We start from the raw sequence: 20,743 nt of genomic DNA, 5'->3' as shown, positions 1-20,743 counted from the left end.
GGGCGTCGGACATTAGACACCCCGCCAGTGGCCCGTTCGTCTATCGGTTAGGACGTCAGGTTTTCAACCTGAAAAGAGGGGTTCGACTCCCCTACGGGCTGCCACTTACTTCAACGCTGTCATGACCTTGGCCGTCGCCCCCGACAGATCACCCAGCTTTTCTCCCGCCTCGATCCGGTGGGCGTTGCGGCCCGCGCGCGCCTGACGTGCGATCGCTTCGGTCAGGACCTCCTCCGCCTCGGCCGGGGGCAGGACCAGCACGCCGCAATCGTCCAGAATCACCACATCCCCCGGCAGGACCGGCACATTGCCGCAGGCGATGGGCAGGTTCAGCGCCCCGCCCAGATCGTTCAGCCGCGTCGTGACGCCGGAAACACCCCGGCAGAAGACCGGCAGGCCCACGCCGACAATCTCTTCGGCGTCGGTGCAGGGGCCGTCCAGCACGACGGCGATCGCCCCCGCCACCTTGGCGGCAAAGGCCACACCCCCGCCCAGACAGGCGTGACGCCGGTCCCCCAACCGGTCGATCACCACCACGTCGCCGGGGCGCACCACCGACATGGCGTGGTGCAGCATCGTGGAATCGGTGCCCGGAATGGCCACCGTGATCGCCGTGCCGACCAGCGTCCCGCCCAGCGGGGCCAGCGGACGCAGACCATGATCGACATAACCGCGATGGCGGAAATGGCCGATGGTCGCCACCTCCACCTTGGCGAACCCCTCCCTCAGGGCCGGGTCGATCTGCGGCGGCACGGGGCCGATGTGATAGCGTTTCATGCGGGGGTCCTCGTTTGCCAGTCGCGCCCCGGCACGGCGGCCAGAAGCGCGCGGGTGTAATCTTCGCGCGGGGCGGTGAACAGGGTGGCGGGCTCCGCCTCCTCGATGATGCGGCCCTGGCGCATGACGGCGATACGGTCGCAGATGCGGCTGGCGACGCGCAGATCGTGGGTGATGAACAGCATCCCGAAGCGCAGCCGCGCCTGCATGTCGGCCAGCAGATCAAGGATCTGCGCCTGCACCGACACGTCCAGCGCCGACACGCTTTCATCCGCGATCAGAAGGCGCGGCTCCAGCGCCAGGGCGCGGGCGATGCAGACCCGTTGCCGCTGCCCGCCGGAAAACTCGTGCGGGAACCGACCATAGGCCGAGGGGTCGAGCCCGACCGCCCCCAGCAAATCCCGCGCCTGCGCCTGCGCCGTGCGCAGGGGGGTGCCGTGGATGATCGGCCCTTCGGCGATCGCGCCCCCCACCGTCTGGCGCGGGTCCAGCGCGGTATAGGGGTCCTGGAACACGATCTGCACCTTGCGCCGCGCATCCCGCAGCGCCCGCCCGCGCAGATGGGTGAAATCGCCGCCCGCCAGCGTCACCGCCCCGCCATCGGGATCGACCAGCCGGATCACGCATTGCGCCAACGTCGATTTCCCGCTGCCGCTTTCCCCCACAAGGCCGACCGTCTCCCCCTCATGAACCGTCAGGTCCACATGATCCAGCGCGCGCACCTCGCGCACCTTGCCGAACATGCCGCCCACGCGGAACAGCTTGGACATGCCGGTGGCCGACAGCACCGGCCCACCCCGCCCGTCCCGCGCCGCGTTCAGTTCCAGCGTCGGGACGGCGGCCAGAAGGCGCTTGGTGTAATCGGCCTGCGGCGTCGTCAGTATCCCGCGCACCGGACCCACCTCGACCAATTCGCCATGGCGCATCACGGCCACCCGGTCGGCAATTTCGGCCACGACGCCGAAATCGTGGGTGATGAACAGGATGCCGGTGTCGTGGGTCCGGCGCAGGTCCAGCATCAGCTTCAGGATCTGCGCCTGCGTGGTCACATCCAGCGCGGTCGTCGGTTCGTCCGCGATCAGGATCGCGGGTTCCAGCGCCAGCGCCGTCGCGATCATCACGCGCTGGCATTGCCCACCCGACAACTGATGGGGATAGGCGGCCATGATCGCCTCCGGGTCTGGCAGGCGCACTTCGCGAAACAGGTGCAGCACCTTGTCGCGGATCTGCGCCGCCGACAGGTCGGTGTGCAGACGAAACACCTCCCCCACCTGATCGCCCACGCGGTAGACGGGGTTCAGCGCCGCGATGGGTTCCTGAAAGATCATCGCCAGACGGCGGCCCGACAATGTCCGCCGCTCTTTCGCGGGCAGATGCAGAAGATCGCGCCCCTCGAACCCGATATGGCCGGTGGCGGCGGGCAGGTTCGGCGGCAACAGCCCCATGGCGGCCATCGCGGTCAGGGACTTGCCCGACCCCGTCTCGCCCACCACGCACAGGATTTCTCCGGGGTTCAGCGTCAGCGACAGATCCTTGACCGCGAAGGGCCGGTCGGCCCCGCGCGGCAGGGGCACCGTCAGATTGCGGATGTCCAGCAGTGGTTCGGTCATCATTCCACCCGGTCCATGGGGTTGCGGGGATCGACATGGGCCAGATGCCGCACCAGATCGGCGCCCAGCGCGGTCAGATGGGCCACGATCTCCTCCCCCTTCGCGGCCGAGGCGAGGGTGGCGTCGCCCCCCAGCATCCCGTCGGCATTCACCTCATGCGCGTTCAGGGGCAGATGGACATGCACATCCCCGAACCGCACCCCGTTCACGGCGGCAGGCAGGCCGAACGCCGTGGCCGACCCCGACGGCCGGATCAGGTCGGGCCGCACCGCGTCCGGCAGAAGATGCATCGCGACCGAGGTGACGGGATCGGCCCCATGCCCCCGCGCCCGCGCCGCATCATCCCCGTGAACGCGGCCCCACACCCCGTCCGGGATCGCCCGCCACAGATCCAACGAGGCCACGGCGACCCCCCGCTCCGCCCGCACCCGGCGCAGCACCTGATCGATCAGCGGGGCGTTCGACGAATGGCCGTTGACGATCAGCACCCGCTCCAGCCCGTGATCCAGAAAGGCGGTGATCATGTCCGCCAGCACCGCCGTGAAGGTGCTGGCGCGCAACTGGATGCCGCCGGGAAAGCCGCGGAAGAAATCGGCATATCCGAAGGGCAGGCAGGGGGCCGCCACCGCGCCCGAGCTTTCGGCGATCCGGCCTGCGATGATCTCGGCCAGTTGGTAATCGCCCATGGGGGCGTGGGGCCCCTGCTCCTCATGGCTGCCCAAGGGCAGGAGGATGACGGGATCGTCGCCCAGCCGGTCGCAGAATTCCGCGACCGTCATATCCTTCAACGTATGTTTCATGAGGGCAGCGTGACATAGGGGCCGAACATCCGCATCTCGCCATCCGACCGGGGGACAAAGCCGATGTCGGATCGGTGCGCCCAGTTATAGACGCTTTTCCACATGTAATATCCCGGCGTCACATCCTGCCACGCCTGCGACAGCTTCAAATAGGCGGCGTTGCGCGTCTCGAAATCGGTGGCCTGTTCGAACGCCTCGCCCGCCGCCAAATATTCGGGGGTGGGGTCCCAAGTCTTCCACTGCGCGGTGGACCGGCTGGCCGTCGGACCCCAGTCCAGCCACAGGGGCTGATAGGGGTCGCCGGGGATGAAGTTCGTCGACATCGACATGTTCATCATGTGATAGGGGCGGGTATAGACCAGTTCGAAATTGTCGAGGATTTCGGCCACGACGTTCACGCCCACCTGCGCCCATTGCTCGATCATGATCTCGGCCGCGATTTCATAATTGGGATAGAAGCCGCGCGTGATGTGCCATTGCAAAGGCTGCCCGTCATAGCCCGATTTCGCGATCAGCGCCCGGGCCGCGTCGGGGTCATAGGGCAGCGGGTTGACCATGTTCGGGTCATAGAAGGGTCCGTATTCAGGGAAGTTGAACGGCACCGCCGGATGGAAGGTCGTGTCCCCGAACAGCGCCGCCACGATCGCGTCCATGTCGATCGCCTGCACCATCCCCTTGCGCAGGTTCACGTCCACCAGGGGGTTGTCCGCCGGATCGGGCCGCGTGTTGAAGGCGAAGGCCGGGTAGTTGCCCGCCAGCGCCCGCGTCAGCGTGACGTTGGAATAGGACGCCATCTGCGCCTCCTGATCGGTGGGGATGTTGACCATGAAGTCGAACTCGTTCGACACCAGCCCCGCCATGCGGCCCGCGAATTCCGGCACGATGCGCCAGATCAGTTTCTGCGCGGGGGGCGGGCCGTCCCAGTAGTCGTCGAAGGCCTCCATCTCCAGCACCTCGCCCGAACGGAAGGTCGTGACCTTGTAGGGGCCGGTGCCGATGGGCATCTGCCCGAAGGCGTCCACCCCCATCTCCAGATAAGCCTTCTTGGGCACGACGAACCCGATATAGCCGGTCAGCTTGCCGGGGATGTAGGGGTCCTCGCGCTCGGTCTCGATCTCCACCGTCAGATCGCCCGTGGCCTCCACCCGCGTGAAGCCGGCGGTGAAGGTCTTGCCGCGCGGTTCGAACGGCTGCTCGCCCCACAGGCGTTCCGGCCCAAGGGTGAAGGCCACATCCTCGGCGGTCATCGTTTCGCCATTGTGGAACTTCACCCCCTCGCGCAGGGTCAGGGTCCAGACCTTGCCGTTCTGCGACCATTCGGTGGCAAGGCCGGGGATCAGCGCCACGCCTTCGGGGTCGTTGATGAAATCCTGTTCCACCAGATGGGTATAGATGTTGGGAAAGAACCGCCGCGTGGTGGTGGAGATGCCGTTGATCGTGTTCAGGTTGGACCACAGATTGTCCACCGCGATGCGCAGCGTGGGCCGCGTGCCCTGCCCGAAGGCCAGGCGCGGCAATGGCATGGTCATCGCGCCCGCAGCCAAGGTATAGGTTCCGAACGTCCGTCGCGTGATCATGGGATACCTCCGAAAAATATGTCGAAACTCAGGTGGTTCGTGATTTCAGCATCGGGTCCAGCCGGTCGCGCAGCGCGTCGCCCAGGATCGACATGGACAGGGTGATGAGGAAGATAAGGAGCCCCGGCCAGACCGAAATCCACCATGCGGTGGACAGGTAATCCCGCCCGTCGCCCAGGATCTGGCCCAGACTGGTGTTGGGCGGCTGGATGCCCAGCCCAAGAAAGGACAGCGAGGTTTCCAGAAGGATGATCTGCGGAAAGGTCAACGTGACCTGCACGATCAGCGCCGAGGCGACGTTGGGCAGGACGTGGCGCAGATAAAGGCGCGAGGGCGAGGCCCCCAGCGCCGTCACTGCCCGCGCATAAGGCTGCGCCGCCGCCGACAGGACGATGCCGCGCGCCAACCGGGCATAGGTTTCCCACCCGAACAGCCCCATCAGGATGATGAACAGCACCATGGAATTGCCAAAGAACGCCAGCAGCGTCAGCGCGATCAGGATGAACGGCAGCGAGGCCTGGAAATCCACGATCATCATCAGCACCTCCTCCACCCATCCGCGGAAATGGGCGGCGATGAAGCCAATGGCGGTGCCGAAGACCGCGCCGATGAAGGTGCCCGCAAGCGCCACGAACAGCGACATGCGCAGCGCCTCGATCAGGCGGGCGATCATGTCGCGGCCGATGCGGTCGGTGCCCAGCGGGTGTTCCGCCGGACCGCCCAGCCAGACGGGCGGCTTCAGGCGGGCCATCAGGTCCTGCTGCGTGGGGGAAAACGGCGTGAAGATGTTGCCGAAGGCGGCGACGGCCAGCACGAAGATCAGCACCCCCGCGGCCAGAAGGACGATCAGGTTCGGTCTACGGCTCATCTCGCGCCCCCCCGGATGCGGGGATCGAGCAGCCCATACAGGAGATCGACCGCCAGATTGGCCAGCACCATCGTCGTTGCGATCACAAGGACCAGCCCCTGCACCAGCGCCAGATCGCGCTGCGACACGGCCACGACCAGCAGCCGCCCGATGCCGGGCCAGCCGAACACCGTCTCCACCACGATGGCCCCGGCAATCAGGTTGCCAAGGTTCAGGCCGATGATCGTCACCAGCGGAATGGCGGCGTTGGGCAGCGCGTGGCGCAGGATGCGGGTCAGGCCGGGCGCACCCTTGGCCGCCGCCGCGCGCATATAGGGTTTCTCCAGCACCTCCAGCATCGCCGATCGGGTGAACCGCGCCAGCGTCCCTGCCGTGAAGGTGCCCAGCGTGATGGCGGGCATGACGTAATGCAGCGCCGTGCCGGTCCCCGAGGAGGGCAGGATCTGCAACGTCAGCGAAAACAGCAGGATCATGAGGATGCCCATGAAGAAGTTCGGCAAGGCAAATCCCATGACGGCGATCGCCATGATGGCCCGGTCGATCGCCCCGCCCCGGCGCAGCGCGGCCACGATCCCCGCCGGGATCCCCACCGCCGCCGCAAGCACATAGGCGACAAGGCCCAGCGTCACCGTCGCCGGGGCGCGTTCCAGGATGATCTGCATCACCGGCCGCCCGTCCTGCAACGACACCCCGAACTGGCCCATCGCCATCTGCCCGACATATTTCGCATATTGCACGATCAGCGGTTGGTTCAGGCCCCATTGCTCGCGGAACTGCTCGATTTCGGCGGGCATGGCGTCGGCCCCCAGAAGGGCCACGACCGGATCGCCGCTGGTGCGCAGCACCACGAAGGTGAAGGTGACGACGAACCACAAGGTCAGGATCGTCCGAAGAAACCGAAGAAACCAGAAACGCGCCATGACTGTGTCCGAACGCCCCTTCTTGCTGGGTCAGGGGAAAGCCGACCATGTCATTTTGATAAAATCAATTCTCATTCGCGGTATCATTTGATATGCAAAACATATGAATGGCTTCGATCTGCGTCAGTTGCGGTATTTCGTCTGCCTGGCCGAGGAATTGCATTTCGGTCGCGCCGCCGAACGGCTTGGCATGGCGCAGGCCCCCCTCAGCCAGCAGATCCGGCAGATGGAGGAACGGTTGGGCGTCCAGTTGTTCCACCGCACCACGCGGCGCACCCGCCTCACCTCGGCCGGAGAGACGCTGCTGCGTCATGCCCAAGGGCTGCTGGACGGGGCCGAACGCGCGGTGGCCCATACCCGCGCCATGGCGAACGAGACGTCGGGGCGGATCAACGTGGCCGGTGTGGCCGTGGCCCTCAGCCATGTCCTCCCCCCGATCCTGGCCGAATTTCGCAAGGCCCATCCGGGGGTGATTGTCGATGTGGCCCCGCTCAGCACGTCCAACCAGCTGCGCACGCTGGAAAAGGGCGACATCAACGTGGCCTTCATCCGCCCCACCGAACGCGCGGCGTTTCTACAGACGGAAACCCTGATGCGGGAGGGGTTCGTCGCGGTCCTGCCCAAGGGGCACCGCCTGTGCGCGCGCGACCATGTGACGGTCGCGGATTTCAACGGGGAATCGCTGATCGGATATGCGCCGATCCTGGGCGCGAACTATGCCTCGATCATGACGGGGGCGATGCGGCGGGCGGGGCTGCATTACCGCGTCGTGCAGGAATGCACCCACACCTCGGCGGTGGTGGCGCAGGTGGCGTCCGGGCTGGGGGTCGCGCTGGTGCCGTCATGGATCGGACGGCTGGGAATGCCCTATGTCGATTTCCGCCCCGTGTCCGACCTGCCGCAGGTCATCGATCTGGTCGTCGCTTGGCCCAGTGGTGAAACATCGCCCCTTGTGCACGATTTCATAGCGATCACGAAACGTCTGACACCCGGCATCGCCCGCGATCTGGGCTTCACACGTCCGAATCACCCCTAGATGACAAGGTCGCCGTTGCGCGGGGGCCGCCCTGCCGCCACCGCGGCCAGGTTGCCGATGATCCGTTGCATCGACGGGGCGAAGCTGTCGGCGGATACCGCGCCGATATGCGGCGTCAGGATCACACGGTCCAACCCGATCAGCGGATTGTCGGGGGCGATCGGCTCCACCGCGAAGACGTCCACGCCCGCCCCGCGCAGCCGCCCGGCGCGGATCGCATCGGCCAGCGCCTGTTCCACCAGCACCCCACCCCGCGCGGCGTTGACCAGAATGGCGTCGGGCTTCATCTGCGCCAGCCGCGCCGCGTCCATCAGATCGCGGGTGGTGGCGTTCAGCTCGCAGTTCAGCGTGACCACATCCGCCCGCGCCAGCAGATCGTTCAGCGGGGCGAAGGTCAGGGACAGGGCGCGCTCCTCCTCGGCCCGAAGGGGGGTGCGCTTGGTGTAAAGCAGGTTGCAGCCGAACCCCGCCAGCAATCGCGCCAGCGCCGCCCCGATATGCCCCAGCCCGATGATGCCCACCGTCTTGCCCGACAGCCGATGGGAGGTGGGGGAGAGTTCGGATTTCCGCCACATGCCGCCCGCGATGCCGGAATGGCCCCGCTGGATGTTGCGATTGACGGCCAGGATCAGCGCCAGCGTCGTTTCCGCCACCGCCACCGCGTTCGATCCGGTGGTGCGCAGCACCCGCACCCCATGCGCGCGCGCGGCCTCCAGATCGATGTTGTCATAGCCGACGCCCCATTTGTGCACGGCGCGCAGCCCCGGAACCGCCATCATCGCCGCCGTCACCGGAACATCCCCCGTGATGGCGAAACCGGCACCGTTCAGGGCCGCGATCTGATCTTCGGGCGTGCGCGAGGCGGCGGTGTCCAGCGTCCACCCCGCCGGCAGAAAGGGCCGGATCCGGTCCAGCCGTTCGGGTTGCGCCGGATCCAGCATCACAAGTCGCATCGTCCCATCCCCTGTCATCGCGGTGGCCCGACGATGGGACAGGCGGCCCCCGCGGTCAACCGTCAGCCGATGGTCTGCGCCAGTGCGAACAGCCGCGCATCCGCGCCCCGACGCCCGACCAGCATGGTCATCGACCACCCGCCCCCGCCCGGCATGGGCATCGCCAGCGCGCAGCCGTCGGCCAGATTGACCAGCGACGTGTTGCGCAGCATCGCCGCGTTCAACCTGTCGAAATCCGCCTCCACCTCGGCGATGGTGGGGGGCATCCGCGACAGCGTGGGCGCGATGGCGGCGTCGAACGGGGCCATCGCGGCGTCGAACCGCGCCACAACCTCGGCCCGCGCGGCCAAGGCCTCCTCCACCTGCGCCGCCGACAGGGTTTCGGCGAACCGGATGCGCGACAGGACGCGGGGGTCGCCCACCGTTTCCAGCCGGTCCAGATGCGGGGCATAAAGGCGATGCGCCTCGGCCGCGACAAGGATGCGGTTCAGGCCGATCGCCGCGCCCAGAAAGGTCAGGTCCAGCGGTTGAAGATCGTGCCCCGCCGCCCGCAGCCGGGCCTGATCGCGGGCAAACAGCGCCTCCACCTCCGGCGACAGCGCGTCGGTGAAGGCCCCCACCGGCACGGCCAGGGTGAACGGCCCCGCCGCCGCATCGGTCAGCGGGGTCCCGGCCATCACCTCCACCATCCGGCGCAGAACCGTCGGATCTGCGGCCATGGGGCCCGGCGTGTCGAAACTGGGGGCCAGCGGATGGACGCCGGTATCGTCGATAAGCCCTTGGGTCGGCTTGATCCCCCACAGCCCGTTCGCCGCCGCCGGGATGCGCAGCGATCCCCCGGTATCCGTGCCGATGGCCGCATCCACCAGCCCCAGACCCACCGTCACCGCCCCACCCGAGGAGGAGCCGCCGGGGATCACCCCCGCCGCCAGAACGCTGGACGGCGTGCCGTGATGCGGGTTCAGCCCCACCCCGGAATAGGCGAATTCCGACATCGACGTGCGCCCGAACATCAGCGCCCCCGCCGCGCGCAGGCGCGCGACCGCCACCGCGTCCTGCGGGGCGGGCGGGCCGTCGGCCAAAAGGCGCGATCCGGCCCCCGTGACCTGCCCCGCCTCGTCATACAGATCCTTGACCGACACCAGCGTGCCGAACAGCGGCATCGCCTCGCCCGCGTCATGGCGGGCGATCAGGCCGTCCGCCTCGGCCCGGATGCGGGCGGGGTCGAATTGGGTGAAGACGGCGCGGCGGTCAGCCTCCGTCATCGCCGCCACGCGGCCAAGGGCGATGTCGAGCTTCTGGCGGAACGCGGCGATCATGCGACGGCGTCCAGCGTCACGGTCTCATATTCGTGGCGGATCGTGCGGCCGGTGGCGGGGTTGGTCATCGCCATGCGGAACCGCGCCGCCGGGCGCACGCCCCCCTTGGCCCCGAACGTGCCGCACATCATCGCCACCCCGCCCGCCTCGGCCAGCCGGTCGAACTCCGCCCCCGCGATCAGGTCGGCCAGGGGACGGATCGCGGCGATGGTCCCGTCCTGATAGGGGACCCAGGCGCCGTCTTCCTCGATCCAGGATTGCAGACGGATGTCCTCCAGCACGTCGACCACCTCCTCCCACGGCCAGACCTCGGCGGCGCAGGGCTTGGCGCAGACCTGTTTGGACAAGGCGACGGAATGGGCCTCCAGCGCGCGGTCGGTGTGGTCGGAACCAAGGCCCAGATACCGCCGCCCGCCGATCTGCAGGATCAACGGCTCCACCTCGCCCGAGGACGCGGAGCCGACCGCCTCGATCCGGTCGGCGGTGGTCAGCAGCGGGGCCGCCACGCGATAGAACAGCGGCGTGGCCGAGGGCGGCGCCACGCCCAGCGCGGCCAGTTCCTCGATATGGTGGCGGATCGCGGCGGCGTCGCGCCCGGTCCAGCCCGCCACCACCAGATGGGCGGGCATGGCATCCAGAGGGGTGCCGTTCAGGATAAAGGTCATGTCTTGGTCTTTCACAGAATGGAGGGAAGCCAGAGCGCCAGCCCCGGCACGGCGATCAGCGCGGCAATCATGCAGATCATCACCAGCACGAAGGGAATGGCCCCCATGATCACCTGATTTATGGACCCCGACCGCCGTGCGCCCTGCACCACGAACAGGTTCAGCCCGACCGGCGGGGTGATCAGCGCCATCTCGATCAAAACGATCATCAGGATGCCGAACCACACCTTGTCATACCCAAGGCCCGCCATGATCGGCACGACGATCGGGATGGTGGCGACCATCAGCGACAACGTCTCGATGAAGAAGCCCAGAACGAAGTAAAGGCCGATGACCAGCAAAAGCGTGCCGAAGGGCGTCAGGCCGGAGCCTTCGATCAACTGCGTCAACTGCCGCCCCAATCCCGCCGCCGTCATGGCGAAGTTCAGGAACGACGCGCCCGCCACCACCAGCATGATCATGGCCGAAATGCGGATCGTGCCGCGCAGCGCCTCGGTCATCGCCGCCCGGTTCAGCCCGGTGCCGAACAGGACGGCGATCACGGCGGCCATCACAACCCCGATCGCCGCCGATTCCGTGGGCGTCGCCCATCCGGCATAGATCGAGCCGATGACCACCCCGAACAGCAGCACGATCGGCCCCAACTGAACCAGGCTGGCGGCCCGCGCGGACCATGTGAACCGGCGCGACGGCCCGCCCAGGGCCGGGCGCAGCACGCAGATCACCACCGTCACCGCGATGAAGGCCAGCGCCATCAGCAGCCCCGGCAGAAGCCCCGCCGAGAACAATTGCGGGATCGAGGTTTCGGTCAGAAAGCCATAGACGATCAGGTTGATCGACGGCGGGATCAGGATGCCCAGCGTGCCCCCCGCCGCGATCGCGCCGGAAAACAGGCGCGGGTCGTAGTTCAGCCGTTCGGCCTGCGGCATGGCGACGGTGGCCACCGTCGCCGCCGTCGCGACGGACGACCCAGAGGTGGCCGAGAACATCGTCGCCGTGGCGATGTTGGCATGGACCAGCCCGCCCGGCAGCCAGGACAGCCAAGTGTCCAGCGCGCCATAGGTGCGTTCGGCCACGCCGCCCCGCACCAGAATCTCTCCCAACAGCACGAACAGCGGAATGGCGATAAGCGTGGAGGAGGCCGAGGAGGACCAGATCAACTGCCCCAGACCCCGCAGCAGCGGGAACGCGGAATAGAACTCCCCCACCCCGATGCCCAGAAGAAACAGCACGATCCCCACCGGCAGGGACAGGGCCATGAGGCCCAGAAGCGACAGCCCGACGGTCCAGATCATGTCTCCACCTCCGCCCCGATGCCGGCGGTCGCCTCGAACGCCTCGCGCCGACCGGTGGCCAAATAGGCGATGGCGATCAGGCTGAGGGCGGTGGCCGTGAAGGCGAACCAGACCCAGCCCGCGAACCAGATCCCTTGCGGAATCCACAAGGGCGTCTCCAACGAGGTGTTTGCCCGCGCGCCGCTGGTCAGCGTCTTGGACAGGACGGGCCAGCACCGCACCGCGATCAAGAGCACGACGCCGGTGGTGACGATCATCGCGAAGATGTCCATCACCGCGCGACCGGGGGCGGCCAGACGCTGGCGGATCACGTCGATGCGGACATGCGCCCGGTCCATCAGCGCACAGGCCAGACCCCAGCTTGCGACCGCACCCATGACATAGCCCGACACCTCGTCCGAGCCGCCCAGAGAGCCGAGCCCGGCGCGGCGCAGGATCACGTCGGTCAGGATGAACAGAACCGTCAGGACCAGCGCCACCCCCAGAAGGATGGCGATCGCCCCGTTCGCGCGCCGCAGCGCGTCATGGATGCGGTCGATCATGGTCCCGCCCTTATTGCGCGATGGTCAGGCCCACGGCCGTGCCCACCGTGTCGTTCCAGCGCGTGACCCATTCGTCGCCCGCGCGGCCCGCCCAGTCGGGCAGGACCTCAGTCGTCAGGATGGCGCGCGCGGCCTCGATATCGGCGGCGGTGGGCTCCAGAAGCGTCATGGCGGCCGCCGTCTCCACCGGGCAGGCGGCATTCCCGGTCAGGCAGGCCAGATACGTTTCAAGCCCGCCTTCGGCCGCATCCCAGGCGGGGGTTTCCAGCCCCTCGGCCACGGCGGTTTTCAGCGTCTCCTGCGCCTCGGCGTCCAACGCGTCGAACCGGTCGCCGTTCATCGCGATCACCACCGGATCCCACCCGCCCAGCGGCAGGGCGACCAGCGTGTCGCTGACCTCCCACCAGCCGGCGGAAAAGCCCGACCCGGCCCCGGTGACGGCGCAGTCGATCACGCCCCGCTCCAACGATCCGGGCACTTCGGAAAAGGCGATGTTGATGCCCTCGGCCCCCAGCGCCTCCAGGAATTTCGTGGTCATCCGGCCTGAGCCGCGCACCTTCTTGCCCTTCAGATCGTCCAGCGACGCGATCGCGCCCCGGCAGAAAACGACCTGCGGGGGATAGGGGGCGATGCCCAGCATCTCGGACCCGAATCGGGCGCGCATGATGTCGGCCACCATCGGCTTGGCCGCATCGACCATGGCCTGCGCCTGCGCCACGGTGGTGGCCAGAAGCGGCACATCCAGCCCCTCCAGTTCGGGCGCGTCGCCGACGGTGTAATCGGCCACGGTGGCGCCGACGTCGAACAGCCCGTCGCCCAACATGCGGAACACGTCGGCCCCCGCCACGCCCATCTGGTCGAAGCTGGTCAGTTGGGCGGTGAATTCGTCATTCGTCAGGCTGCCGATTTCCTGCGTCCAGAACGGGGTTTCGAAATTCTGATACAGCGGCAGGTTGCTCCAGCTTCCGACAACACTGAGGTCTTCCGCCATGGCGGAGGTGGCCAGCATCGTCGAGCCAAGAATGAGGGTCGCAAGTTTCATGTCGGTCTCCCGTTGAGGTGAAAGCCGCCTTTCCGGCGGGCGTTTTTTGGATGCCGGTTCGGTCCTGAAGGCCGGATGTCGGCACCGGGGCCGGATGCGGTCGTCCCGCACTGTCCGGTCGATGGCGAAAGGATTGCAGCCGCATCCCATCGCATCAAGAAGGCAATCTTATCCAATACCGATGCCCTTACGGCATCGGTGCGTCCAACCCCAAGGCGGCGGACGTCACCTCGCGCCCGATCTTTTCGTTGCGGTCGGGCATGTGGCAGATGACGAATTCCAGATCCGGCAGCCGCGCCTCGGGCGTGACGATCACCTCGTGCAGATGAACCTGCGGCCAGCCGGCGACCAGATCGTGGGGAATGGTGCCGATGCCGAACCCCTGATCCACCAGTTGCAGCATCGTGGCGAGCGAGGCCGACCCGTGCACGACCGCCGCCTGCCGTCGCGTGGGCGACAGCAGGTGATCCACCTGACGGTGCGGCAGGGTTCCCTTGGGAAAGGTGACGATGGGCAGATGCGCGATGTCGGCCACGTTGGCGGGCTGCGCCACGGTGAAATGCACGGCAGAGACGAACCACCCCAGGCTGACGGGCGGCAGCGGCGCCACCGTCGCCTCGCGCGGGGCCTGATCGCGCAGCAGCATCGCCACGTCCAACTGGTCCGCCACCAGCATCCGGGCCATCTGCTCGGACGTATCGACCGAAATCTCGAACCGCAGCAGGGGGTGGCGGCGGCGCAATTCGGTCAGCATCCGCGGCAGGACCGTATGGCTGAGGGTTTCGGCCACGCCCAACCGGACCACCCCCGCCATGACGTTCTGCGTCAATTCGTCCAGGATCCGGTCGCGCTGGGTGATCAGGGTCTCCGCCTCCTCCAGCAGGCGGCGGCCCACGGCGGTCAGGCGCACCCCGCGCCCGTCGCGTTCGAAGATCGTGATCTTCATCCGATCCTCCAGATGGCGCACCCGGCGCGAGATGGCCGACTGCGCCACCCCCGTCGCATCCGACGCGGCGCGAAAGCCCCCGTGCTGCACGATGGCCTGAATGATGAAGATGTCGCGGAACCCGAACATGATGCGCCATCATCCCCGCCCGGCCGCCCCCGTCAAGACGGCGGGCGCAGCAGAAAAATCCCCGCCTCGTGTCTTTTCCCCTTGCGCGGTGACGGCCCGGACAGTATGCACCGCCCATCCCAGTGTGGCCCGTTCGTCTATCGGTTAGGACGTCAGGTTTTCAACCTGAAAAGAGGGGTTCGACTCCCCTACGGGCTGCCACATTTTCCAAAGATTTGCCTCGCCATTTCCCCTGTCTCCGCTAGGTTCGCGGGAAAGGCGCGGGGGCTTGATGGATACGGATATCGCGATTGCGGGGGCGGGACTGGCCGCCGCGCTGACGGCGCTGCGCCTGCGCGCCCTGCCGGATGCCCCCCGCGTCACCTTGATCGACAGCGCCACCCCGTTCGTGGGCCGCACATGGTCGTTTCACGACGATGACGTCACCGGGGACGATCTGCGCTGGATCTCCCCCGCGATCGCCGCGCGCTGGCAGGGGCAGGACGTGCGCTTTCCCGATTACCGCCGGACGTTGGACAGCGGATATGCCACCATCCGCCCCGAAACGATGGCCCGCGCCGTGGCCGATTGCGGGGTCCGCATCGTGCAGGGACAGGTGACGACGCTGGCCGCCGACCATCTGACGGTGGACGGCACCGCCCTGCGCGCGCCGCTGGTCATCGACGCCCGCGGGGCCGCGCCCCACCCCGCGCTGCGGGTGGCCTGGCAGAAGTTCCTGGGGCAAGAGGTGGCGCTGACCGCCCCCCACGGCCTGACCCGCCCCGTCATCATGGACGCCACCGTCGATCAGCTCGACGGCTATCGCTTCGTCTATCTTTTGCCGTTTTCACCGACCCGCCTGCTGATCGAGGATACGCGGTATTCCGATGGGCCGGAGGTGGATGCCAAGGCCTTTCGCGCGGGCATCGCCGCCTATGCCCAAGGCCAAGGCTGGACCATCGCCGATGTGCTGGCCGAGGAGACGTCCTCCCTCCCCCTCGCGCTCGACTACGACGCGGCGCGGTTCTGGGCGGATGCGGCCCTGCCCCGCATCGGGATGCGGGCGGCGCAGTTCCATCCCGTCACCGGCTATTCCCTGCCCGACGCCGTGCGCACCGCGAATGTCGTCGCGCGGCATTGGCACGAGGGGTCGGAGGCGCTGGCCCGCCATCTGACGTCCGACGCGCTGACCCGTGCCAGACGGCAGGGCTTTTACCGCATGTTGAACCGGATGCTGTTCCGCGCGGCCGACCCCGCCCAGCGCCGCCATGTGATGCAGCGATTCTACACCTTGCCCGAGCCGCTGATTGCGCGTTTCTATGCCGGACGGACCACGCCCGCCGATATGGCCCGCATCCTGATCGGCAAACCACCCGTCTCCATTCCCCGTGCCCTGCGCGCCCTGCCCCGAAGGACCCTGCCATGACCGAACGTAACGCCGCCGTCATCGGTGCGGGCCTGGGAGGTCTGGCGCTGGCCATCCGCCTGCAATCGGCGGGCATCCAGACGACCGTGTTCGAAAAGCGCGACCTGCCCGGCGGGCGGGCCTATGTCTATCGCGATGCGGGCTTCACCTTCGATGCGGGGCCGACGGTCATCACCGACCCGGACTGCCTGAAGAAGCTGTGGGCGCTGTCGGGGCGGCGGATGGAGGATTACGTCACCCTGCTGCCCGTCACCCCGTTCTATCAGCTGTGCTGGGAGGACGGCTATCGCTTCGATTACGCCGACGATCAGGACGCCATCGACGCGCAGATCGCCGCCAAAAGCCCCGAGGACGTGGAAGGCTATCGCCGCTTTCTCGCCTATTCCCGCGACGTCTATCGCGAGGGGTATGAAAAGCTGGGCACAGTGCCGTTCCTGCATTTCAAGTCGATGATCAAGGCGGGGCCGCAACTGGCCCGGCTGCAAAGCTGGCGCAGCGTTTATTCCATGGTGGCGAAATTCATCAAGGACGACCAGTTGCGGCAGGCGTTCAGCTTCCACACCCTGCTGGTCGGCGGCAACCCGTTCGAGACCTCGTCGATCTATGCCCTGATCCATGCGCTGGAACGTCAGGGCGGGGTCTGGTTCGCCAAGGGCGGCACGGGGGCGCTGGTGCACGGGATGGTGAACCTGTTCCAGGATCTGGGCGGCACCATCCATTGCAACGCCGAGGTGGAGGGGATCGACACCGAAGGCAACCGCGCCACCGCCCTGCGCGTGAACGGCACGCGTCAGCCCTTCGACATGATCGCGTCGAACGCCGATGTGGTCCACACCTACCGCAAGCTGCTGGCCGATCCGAAGGGGGAAAAGCTGGCGGCGAAACGCCATTCGATGTCGCTTTTCGTCACCTATTTCGGGCTGCGCGGCGCGCGGCCGGACCTGCGGCACCACATGGTCCTGTTCGGCAACCGCTACCGCGATCTGATCCAGGAGATTTTTCACGGCCACGACCTGCCGGACGACTTTTCGCTCTATCTCCACGCGCCCTCGGTCACGGATGACAGCCTGGCCCCCGAAGGGTGCAGCGCCTATTACGTCCTTTCGCCCGTGCCGCATCTGGGGCAGGCCGCGATCGACTGGGACGTGGTGGGGCCCCAATACCGCGACCGGATTCTGGATTACCTTGAGGCGCGGTATATCCCCAACCTGCGCCGCGATCTGATGACCGTGCGCCACTTCACTCCCTTCGATTTCCGCGATGAGCTGAACGCCCATCACGGCAGCGCGTTTTCCATCGAGCCGATCCTGACCCAAAGCGCGTGGTTCCGCCCCCACAACCGGGACGAGCGGTTGACGAACATGTATATCGTCGGCGCGGGCACCCATCCCGGCGCAGGCATTCCGGGCGTCGTCGGTTCGGCCGAGGCGACGGCGGGGCTGATGATATGACCGACGCCGTTCTGCGCGGGGCCGAGGCGTCGATCGCCAAGGGGTCGCAAAGCTTTGCCGCCGCCGCGCGGATTTTTCCGGCGGATGTGCGGGCCGATTGCGTCATGCTCTATGCCTGGTGCCGCCACGCGGATGACGTGATCGACGGGCAGGATCTGGGCCACGCCCAGCGCGCCGATTTCCGCGCGGGACAGCGCGCGCGGCTGGTCACCCTGCGCGCCCAGACCGAGGCCGCGCTGCACGGCGCGCCGCAGACCGATCCCGTCTTCGAATCCCTGCGCCGGGTGGTGGAACGCAACGCCATTCCGCCGCGTCATCCTCTGGCGCTGATCGACGGATTCGCGATGGATGTGGAGGAAAAGCACTACGCCACGACCGACGATCTTCTGACCTATTGCTACCACGTGGCGGGGGTCGTCGGGGTGATGATGGCTCAGATCATGGGCGTGCGGGACGAACGGACACTGGACCGCGCCTCCGACCTTGGGATCGGGTTCCAGCTGACCAACATCGCGCGCGACGTGATGGAGGATGCGGCGGCGGGCCGATGCTATATCCCCGATGATATCCTGGCGGCCACCCCCACCCGCTATGCCGCCGCGCTGCGGCTTCTGGACATGGCCGAGGCGTATTACGACAGCGCGCTGGACGGCATCGCGGAATTGCCGCCGCGTTCGGCCCTGGCCATCGCCGCCGCCCGCCGCGTCTATCGCGCCATCGGGGAAAAGCTGCGCAAGGGCGGGCCGGAGGCGTGGGAGCGGCGGATCAGCACCACGAAGGCCGAAAAGGCCGCGCTGTTCACCGCCGCCTTGGGCGATGTGGCCCGCAGCCGGTTCCGCACGCCGTCGCCGCGGGTCGGGCTTTATTCCCGCCCTTCCTGAACGTCGCGCATCAGGTTGCGGTCGGCGCGTTTGTTCTGGTCCAGCTCTTTCACCAGCGTTTTCACCGGCCTGGCCCAGATGAAGCCGAAGGACACGCAGCCTTCCTTCCCCTCCACCGCGTGATGCAGGCGGTGCGCTTGATAGAGACGTTTGGCATAGCCCTTGCGCGGGATGTAGTGGAACGGCCAGCGTTTGTGCACCAGCCCGTCATGGGCGATGAAATATAGGATCCCATAGATCAGCACACCGATCCCCAGCCAGGTCGCCGGACGCCACAGCCATTCCCCCGCCACGAACAGCCCGATGGAAAACAGCGCGAAGACGACGGCATAAAGGTCGTTCAGTTCGAACATGCCGTGCGTTTCCTCGTGGTGGGATTTGTGCCAACCCCAGCCCCAGCCGTGCATGATGTATTTGTGCGACGCCCACGCCACCCATTCCATGAAGGCCACCGTGGCGATGACGACGACGATCGGCAGGATCCACGACATCACGCCGCCCCCTTGCCCACGCGGGCAATCAGCAGATCGCGGTCGAACACCTGCCCGATCATCCAGTGGAAGGGCGCGAAGTCCAGGCCCGCCGCCTCCAGCGCATGTTGCGCCTGAAGCAGCAGGTCCAGACAGCGGCGCAGCGCCAGTTCCGGCCCCAGACGCGCGACCAGCGTGTCCTTGCCCGCATCCTTGCCCACGTCCTTGCCGAATTCGACCCGCGATTTCAGCGCATCCCCCAGATCGTCGGCGATCTGGAACGCCTGGCCCAGATCGCCCGCGAACCGGCGCAGATGGGCACGGCAATCGTCGGAACGCCCTGCCAGAATCGCCCCCATCTCGGCCGCGGCGATCAGCAGGACGCCGGTCTTCATCCGGTTGACGCGGTCGATGTGATCCACGCTGCCCGTCCCTTCCGGGCCGTTCACGTCGTAATCCTGCCCCGCGACCAGCCCGTTCCAGCCCACGGCGTCCGACATGACCCGGACCAGCGCCACGCGCTGCGCGTCCGTCGCCTCCACCGCGCCCAGAACACCGAAGGACTGGTTCAACAGCCCCACGGCCCCCAGAATCGCCGTCGCCTCCCCCCAGGTCACATGGGTCGCCGCCGCCCCGCGCCGCAGATGCGCATCATCCATGCAAGGCAGATCGTCCAGGATGAGAGAGGCCGAGTGCACCATCTCAAGCGCCACGCCGGCATCCAGAACCGCCGCATCCATCCGCCCCGCCACCAGATGCAGGATGAAAGGGCGCATCCGCTTGCCGGGGCTCAGCACCGCTTGCGACGAAGCCTGACGCAACCGCGATGGCGCGTCGGACGTGGCGCCCAGCACCACCTCAAGCCGGTGGTCCAGCGCCGCGCGAAACCGGTCGAAGGTTTCGGCATGGCGCGGTCCGGGGTGCAGGTCTGGCGTCATGTTCATAAGTATGCGATCGCTTCGGTTTGCCGGGGCTGTCAGTGCGACTATCTGGAAGCAAGGCCCCCCTTGTCAAACCCAACCTGCGGAAACCTCATGACCACGGAACGAAAGTCGCAGCATCTGGACATCGTGCTGGACGGTCGGGCGGCGGGGTCGGGGGACACGGGGCTGAACGCGGTGCGCTTTGCCCACAACGCCCTGCCGGATCTGCACATGGATGCGGTGGACCTGTCCACCCGCTTTCTGAACCGCCCCGTCGCCTTGCCGATCTTCGTCAGTTCGATGACGGGCGGACCGGCGCGGGCGGCGGACATCAACCGTAATCTTGCCATCGCCTGTCAGGCAACGGGGGTGGCGCTGGCCGTCGGGTCGCAGCGCGTCGCGTTGGAGGATGGGGCCGCCGGGGGCCTGGATGCCGACCTGCGGCGGCTGGCCCCGGACATTCCAATTCTGGCCAATCTGGGCGCGGCGCAAATGAACCTCGGCTACGGCGTGGACCATGCCCGCCGCGCGGTGGAGGGGATCGGGGCCGACGCCCTCATCATCCATCTGAACCCATTGCAGGAGGCGCTGCAGCCCGAGGGCGACCGCGACTGGCGCGACCTTCCGGCGAAGATCGGGGCGCTGGCCCGCCATCTGGATGTTCCGCTGGTGGTGAAGGAGGTGGGCGCGGGCCTGTCGGGCACACTCGCCCGACGCCTGGCGGATGAGGGCGTCGGCATCTTCGACACCGCCGGTTCGGGCGGCACAAGCTGGGCGGCGGTGGAGGCGGCCCGCAACACCGATCCCGTCCGGGCCGCCATCGCGGACGCGTTCGCCGACTGGGGCATTCCCACCGCCACCTCCATCCGGCAGGTCCGCGCCGCCTGCCCCGACGCGACGGTCCTCGCCTCGGGCGGGATCGCCACGGGGTTGGACGTGGCGCGCGCGGTGCGCCTTGGGGCGGACATGGCGGGGGTGGCGGGGGCGATCCTGCCCGCCGCCGTGCAGGGGCCGGAGGCGGTGGCCGACGCCTTCGCCGTTCTGGAAGGGCAGTTGCGCGTTGCCTGCTTCTGCACCGGATCACGCGATCTTGCCGCCCTGCGCATGGCCGAACTGCTGTAAATCCCCTTCCGC

20 protein-coding genes and 2 tRNA genes are annotated in these 20,743 nt (G+C 67.5%); 7 read left to right on the top strand and 15 right to left on the bottom strand.

The annotated features are described in order from the left end of the window. Nucleotides 1-29 precede the first annotated feature (29 nt). A tRNA-Glu gene (locus MU449_RS03660) sits at nt 30-104 on the top strand. A 1-nt stretch (nt 105) separates the two neighbouring features. Here MU449_RS03660 and MU449_RS03655 read toward each other — a convergent pair. From MU449_RS03655 to MU449_RS03630, 6 genes are read right to left on the bottom strand one after another with little or no spacing between them, the layout of a single operon-like run. Then, complete coding sequence (locus tag MU449_RS03655) at nt 106-777, bottom strand: RraA family protein (protein WP_244736652.1); 672 nt, start codon at nt 775-777, stop codon at nt 106-108. After that, the gene (locus tag MU449_RS03650) at nt 774-2,390 is read right to left on the bottom strand and encodes an ABC transporter ATP-binding protein (protein WP_342345636.1); all 1,617 of its coding nucleotides are present in this window, start codon (nt 2,388-2,390) and stop codon (nt 774-776) included. The genes MU449_RS03655 and MU449_RS03650 overlap by 4 nt, the downstream gene beginning before the upstream one ends. Further along, nucleotides 2,387-3,166: a creatininase family protein gene (locus tag MU449_RS03645; RefSeq protein WP_244736651.1), complete on the bottom strand. Its 780-nt coding sequence runs from the start codon at nt 3,164-3,166 to the stop codon at nt 2,387-2,389. The genes MU449_RS03650 and MU449_RS03645 overlap by 4 nt, the downstream gene beginning before the upstream one ends. A gap of 17 nt (nt 3,167-3,183) precedes the next feature. Continuing rightward, nucleotides 3,184-4,764, bottom strand: coding sequence for an ABC transporter substrate-binding protein (locus tag MU449_RS03640; protein WP_244736650.1), 1,581 nt, complete (start codon nt 4,762-4,764; stop codon nt 3,184-3,186). Nucleotides 4,765-4,792: 28 nt separating this feature from the next. Further along, nucleotides 4,793-5,632 (bottom strand): ABC transporter permease, encoded by an 840-nt coding sequence (locus MU449_RS03635; RefSeq protein ID WP_244736649.1) that lies wholly within the window; start codon nt 5,630-5,632, stop codon nt 4,793-4,795. After that, complete coding sequence (locus MU449_RS03630) at nt 5,629-6,552, bottom strand: ABC transporter permease (RefSeq protein WP_244736648.1); 924 nt, start codon at nt 6,550-6,552, stop codon at nt 5,629-5,631. The genes MU449_RS03635 and MU449_RS03630 overlap by 4 nt, the downstream gene beginning before the upstream one ends. Nucleotides 6,553-6,655: 103 nt before the next feature. On the opposite strand from MU449_RS03630, the gene MU449_RS03625 reads away from it, so the two are divergent. Then, nucleotides 6,656-7,588 (top strand): LysR substrate-binding domain-containing protein, encoded by a 933-nt coding sequence (locus MU449_RS03625; protein ID WP_244736647.1) that lies wholly within the window; start codon nt 6,656-6,658, stop codon nt 7,586-7,588. Here MU449_RS03625 and MU449_RS03620 read toward each other — a convergent pair. The 7 genes from MU449_RS03620 to MU449_RS03590 form a co-directional block, all read right to left on the bottom strand. Further along, entirely contained in the window at nt 7,585-8,541 is a 957-nt protein-coding gene (locus tag MU449_RS03620; RefSeq protein ID WP_244736646.1) for a 2-hydroxyacid dehydrogenase, read from the bottom strand. The genes MU449_RS03625 and MU449_RS03620 overlap by 4 nt on opposite strands. A gap of 62 nt (nt 8,542-8,603) precedes the next feature. Continuing rightward, nucleotides 8,604-9,860 (bottom strand): amidase family protein, encoded by a 1,257-nt coding sequence (locus tag MU449_RS03615; protein WP_244736645.1) that lies wholly within the window; start codon nt 9,858-9,860, stop codon nt 8,604-8,606. Then, nucleotides 9,857-10,525, bottom strand: a complete 669-nt coding sequence (locus tag MU449_RS03610) for a DUF2848 domain-containing protein (protein ID WP_244736644.1) — start codon at nt 10,523-10,525, stop codon at nt 9,857-9,859. The genes MU449_RS03615 and MU449_RS03610 overlap by 4 nt, the downstream gene beginning before the upstream one ends. 11 nt (nt 10,526-10,536) lie before the next feature. Next, on the bottom strand, nt 10,537-11,820 hold the full coding sequence (locus tag MU449_RS03605; RefSeq protein ID WP_244736643.1) for a TRAP transporter large permease: 1,284 nt from the start codon (nt 11,818-11,820) through the stop codon (nt 10,537-10,539). Next, nucleotides 11,817-12,362, bottom strand: coding sequence for a TRAP transporter small permease subunit (locus MU449_RS03600; RefSeq protein WP_244736642.1), 546 nt, complete (start codon nt 12,360-12,362; stop codon nt 11,817-11,819). Before MU449_RS03600 ends, MU449_RS03605 begins: the two co-directional genes overlap by 4 nt. Before the next feature lie 10 nt (nt 12,363-12,372). After that, a complete protein-coding gene (locus MU449_RS03595) occupies nt 12,373-13,404 on the bottom strand; it encodes a TRAP transporter substrate-binding protein (protein ID WP_244736641.1) in 1,032 nt (343 codons plus the stop codon). A 187-nt stretch (nt 13,405-13,591) separates the two neighbouring features. Beyond that, complete coding sequence (locus MU449_RS03590) at nt 13,592-14,479, bottom strand: LysR family transcriptional regulator (protein WP_244736640.1); 888 nt, start codon at nt 14,477-14,479, stop codon at nt 13,592-13,594. A 126-nt stretch (nt 14,480-14,605) separates the two neighbouring features. Between MU449_RS03590 and MU449_RS03585 the strand changes: the two genes are divergently transcribed. The 4 genes from MU449_RS03585 (at nt 14,606) to MU449_RS03570 (ending at nt 18,216) form a co-directional block, all read left to right on the top strand. Continuing rightward, nucleotides 14,606-14,680, top strand: a tRNA-Glu gene (locus MU449_RS03585). A 70-nt stretch (nt 14,681-14,750) separates the two neighbouring features. Continuing rightward, entirely contained in the window at nt 14,751-15,884 is a 1,134-nt protein-coding gene (crtY, locus tag MU449_RS03580) for a lycopene beta-cyclase CrtY (protein ID WP_244738959.1), read from the top strand. Further along, nucleotides 15,881-17,335, top strand: coding sequence for a phytoene desaturase (locus tag MU449_RS03575; RefSeq protein WP_244736639.1), 1,455 nt, complete (start codon nt 15,881-15,883; stop codon nt 17,333-17,335). The genes crtY and MU449_RS03575 overlap by 4 nt, the downstream gene beginning before the upstream one ends. After that, nucleotides 17,332-18,216 carry a phytoene/squalene synthase family protein gene (locus MU449_RS03570; RefSeq protein WP_244736638.1) on the top strand — a complete coding sequence of 295 codons (885 nt, stop codon included), beginning with the start codon at nt 17,332-17,334 and terminating at the stop codon, nt 18,214-18,216. The genes MU449_RS03575 and MU449_RS03570 overlap by 4 nt, the downstream gene beginning before the upstream one ends. Here MU449_RS03570 and MU449_RS03565 read toward each other — a convergent pair. Both MU449_RS03565 and MU449_RS03560 read right to left on the bottom strand, forming a co-directional pair. Then, nucleotides 18,198-18,707 carry a sterol desaturase family protein gene (locus tag MU449_RS03565; protein ID WP_244736637.1) on the bottom strand — a complete coding sequence of 170 codons (510 nt, stop codon included), beginning with the start codon at nt 18,705-18,707 and terminating at the stop codon, nt 18,198-18,200. The genes MU449_RS03570 and MU449_RS03565 overlap by 19 nt on opposite strands. Next, complete coding sequence (locus MU449_RS03560) at nt 18,707-19,624, bottom strand: polyprenyl synthetase family protein (protein WP_244736636.1); 918 nt, start codon at nt 19,622-19,624, stop codon at nt 18,707-18,709. Before MU449_RS03560 ends, MU449_RS03565 begins: the two co-directional genes overlap by 1 nt. 96 nt (nt 19,625-19,720) lie before the next feature. On the opposite strand from MU449_RS03560, the gene fni reads away from it, so the two are divergent. Further along, nucleotides 19,721-20,731, top strand: a complete 1,011-nt coding sequence (gene fni / locus MU449_RS03555) for a type 2 isopentenyl-diphosphate Delta-isomerase (RefSeq protein WP_244736635.1) — start codon at nt 19,721-19,723, stop codon at nt 20,729-20,731. The last annotated feature ends 12 nt before the right edge of the window (nt 20,732-20,743 follow it).

The sequence above is a fragment of the Falsirhodobacter halotolerans genome, assembly GCF_022899245.1.
In the GTDB taxonomy this organism is placed as follows: Bacteria; Pseudomonadota; Alphaproteobacteria; order Rhodobacterales; family Rhodobacteraceae; genus Falsirhodobacter; species Falsirhodobacter halotolerans.
Note: the sequence above shows the minus strand (reverse complement) of the source record. Positions and strands in the feature narration are given on the sequence as shown.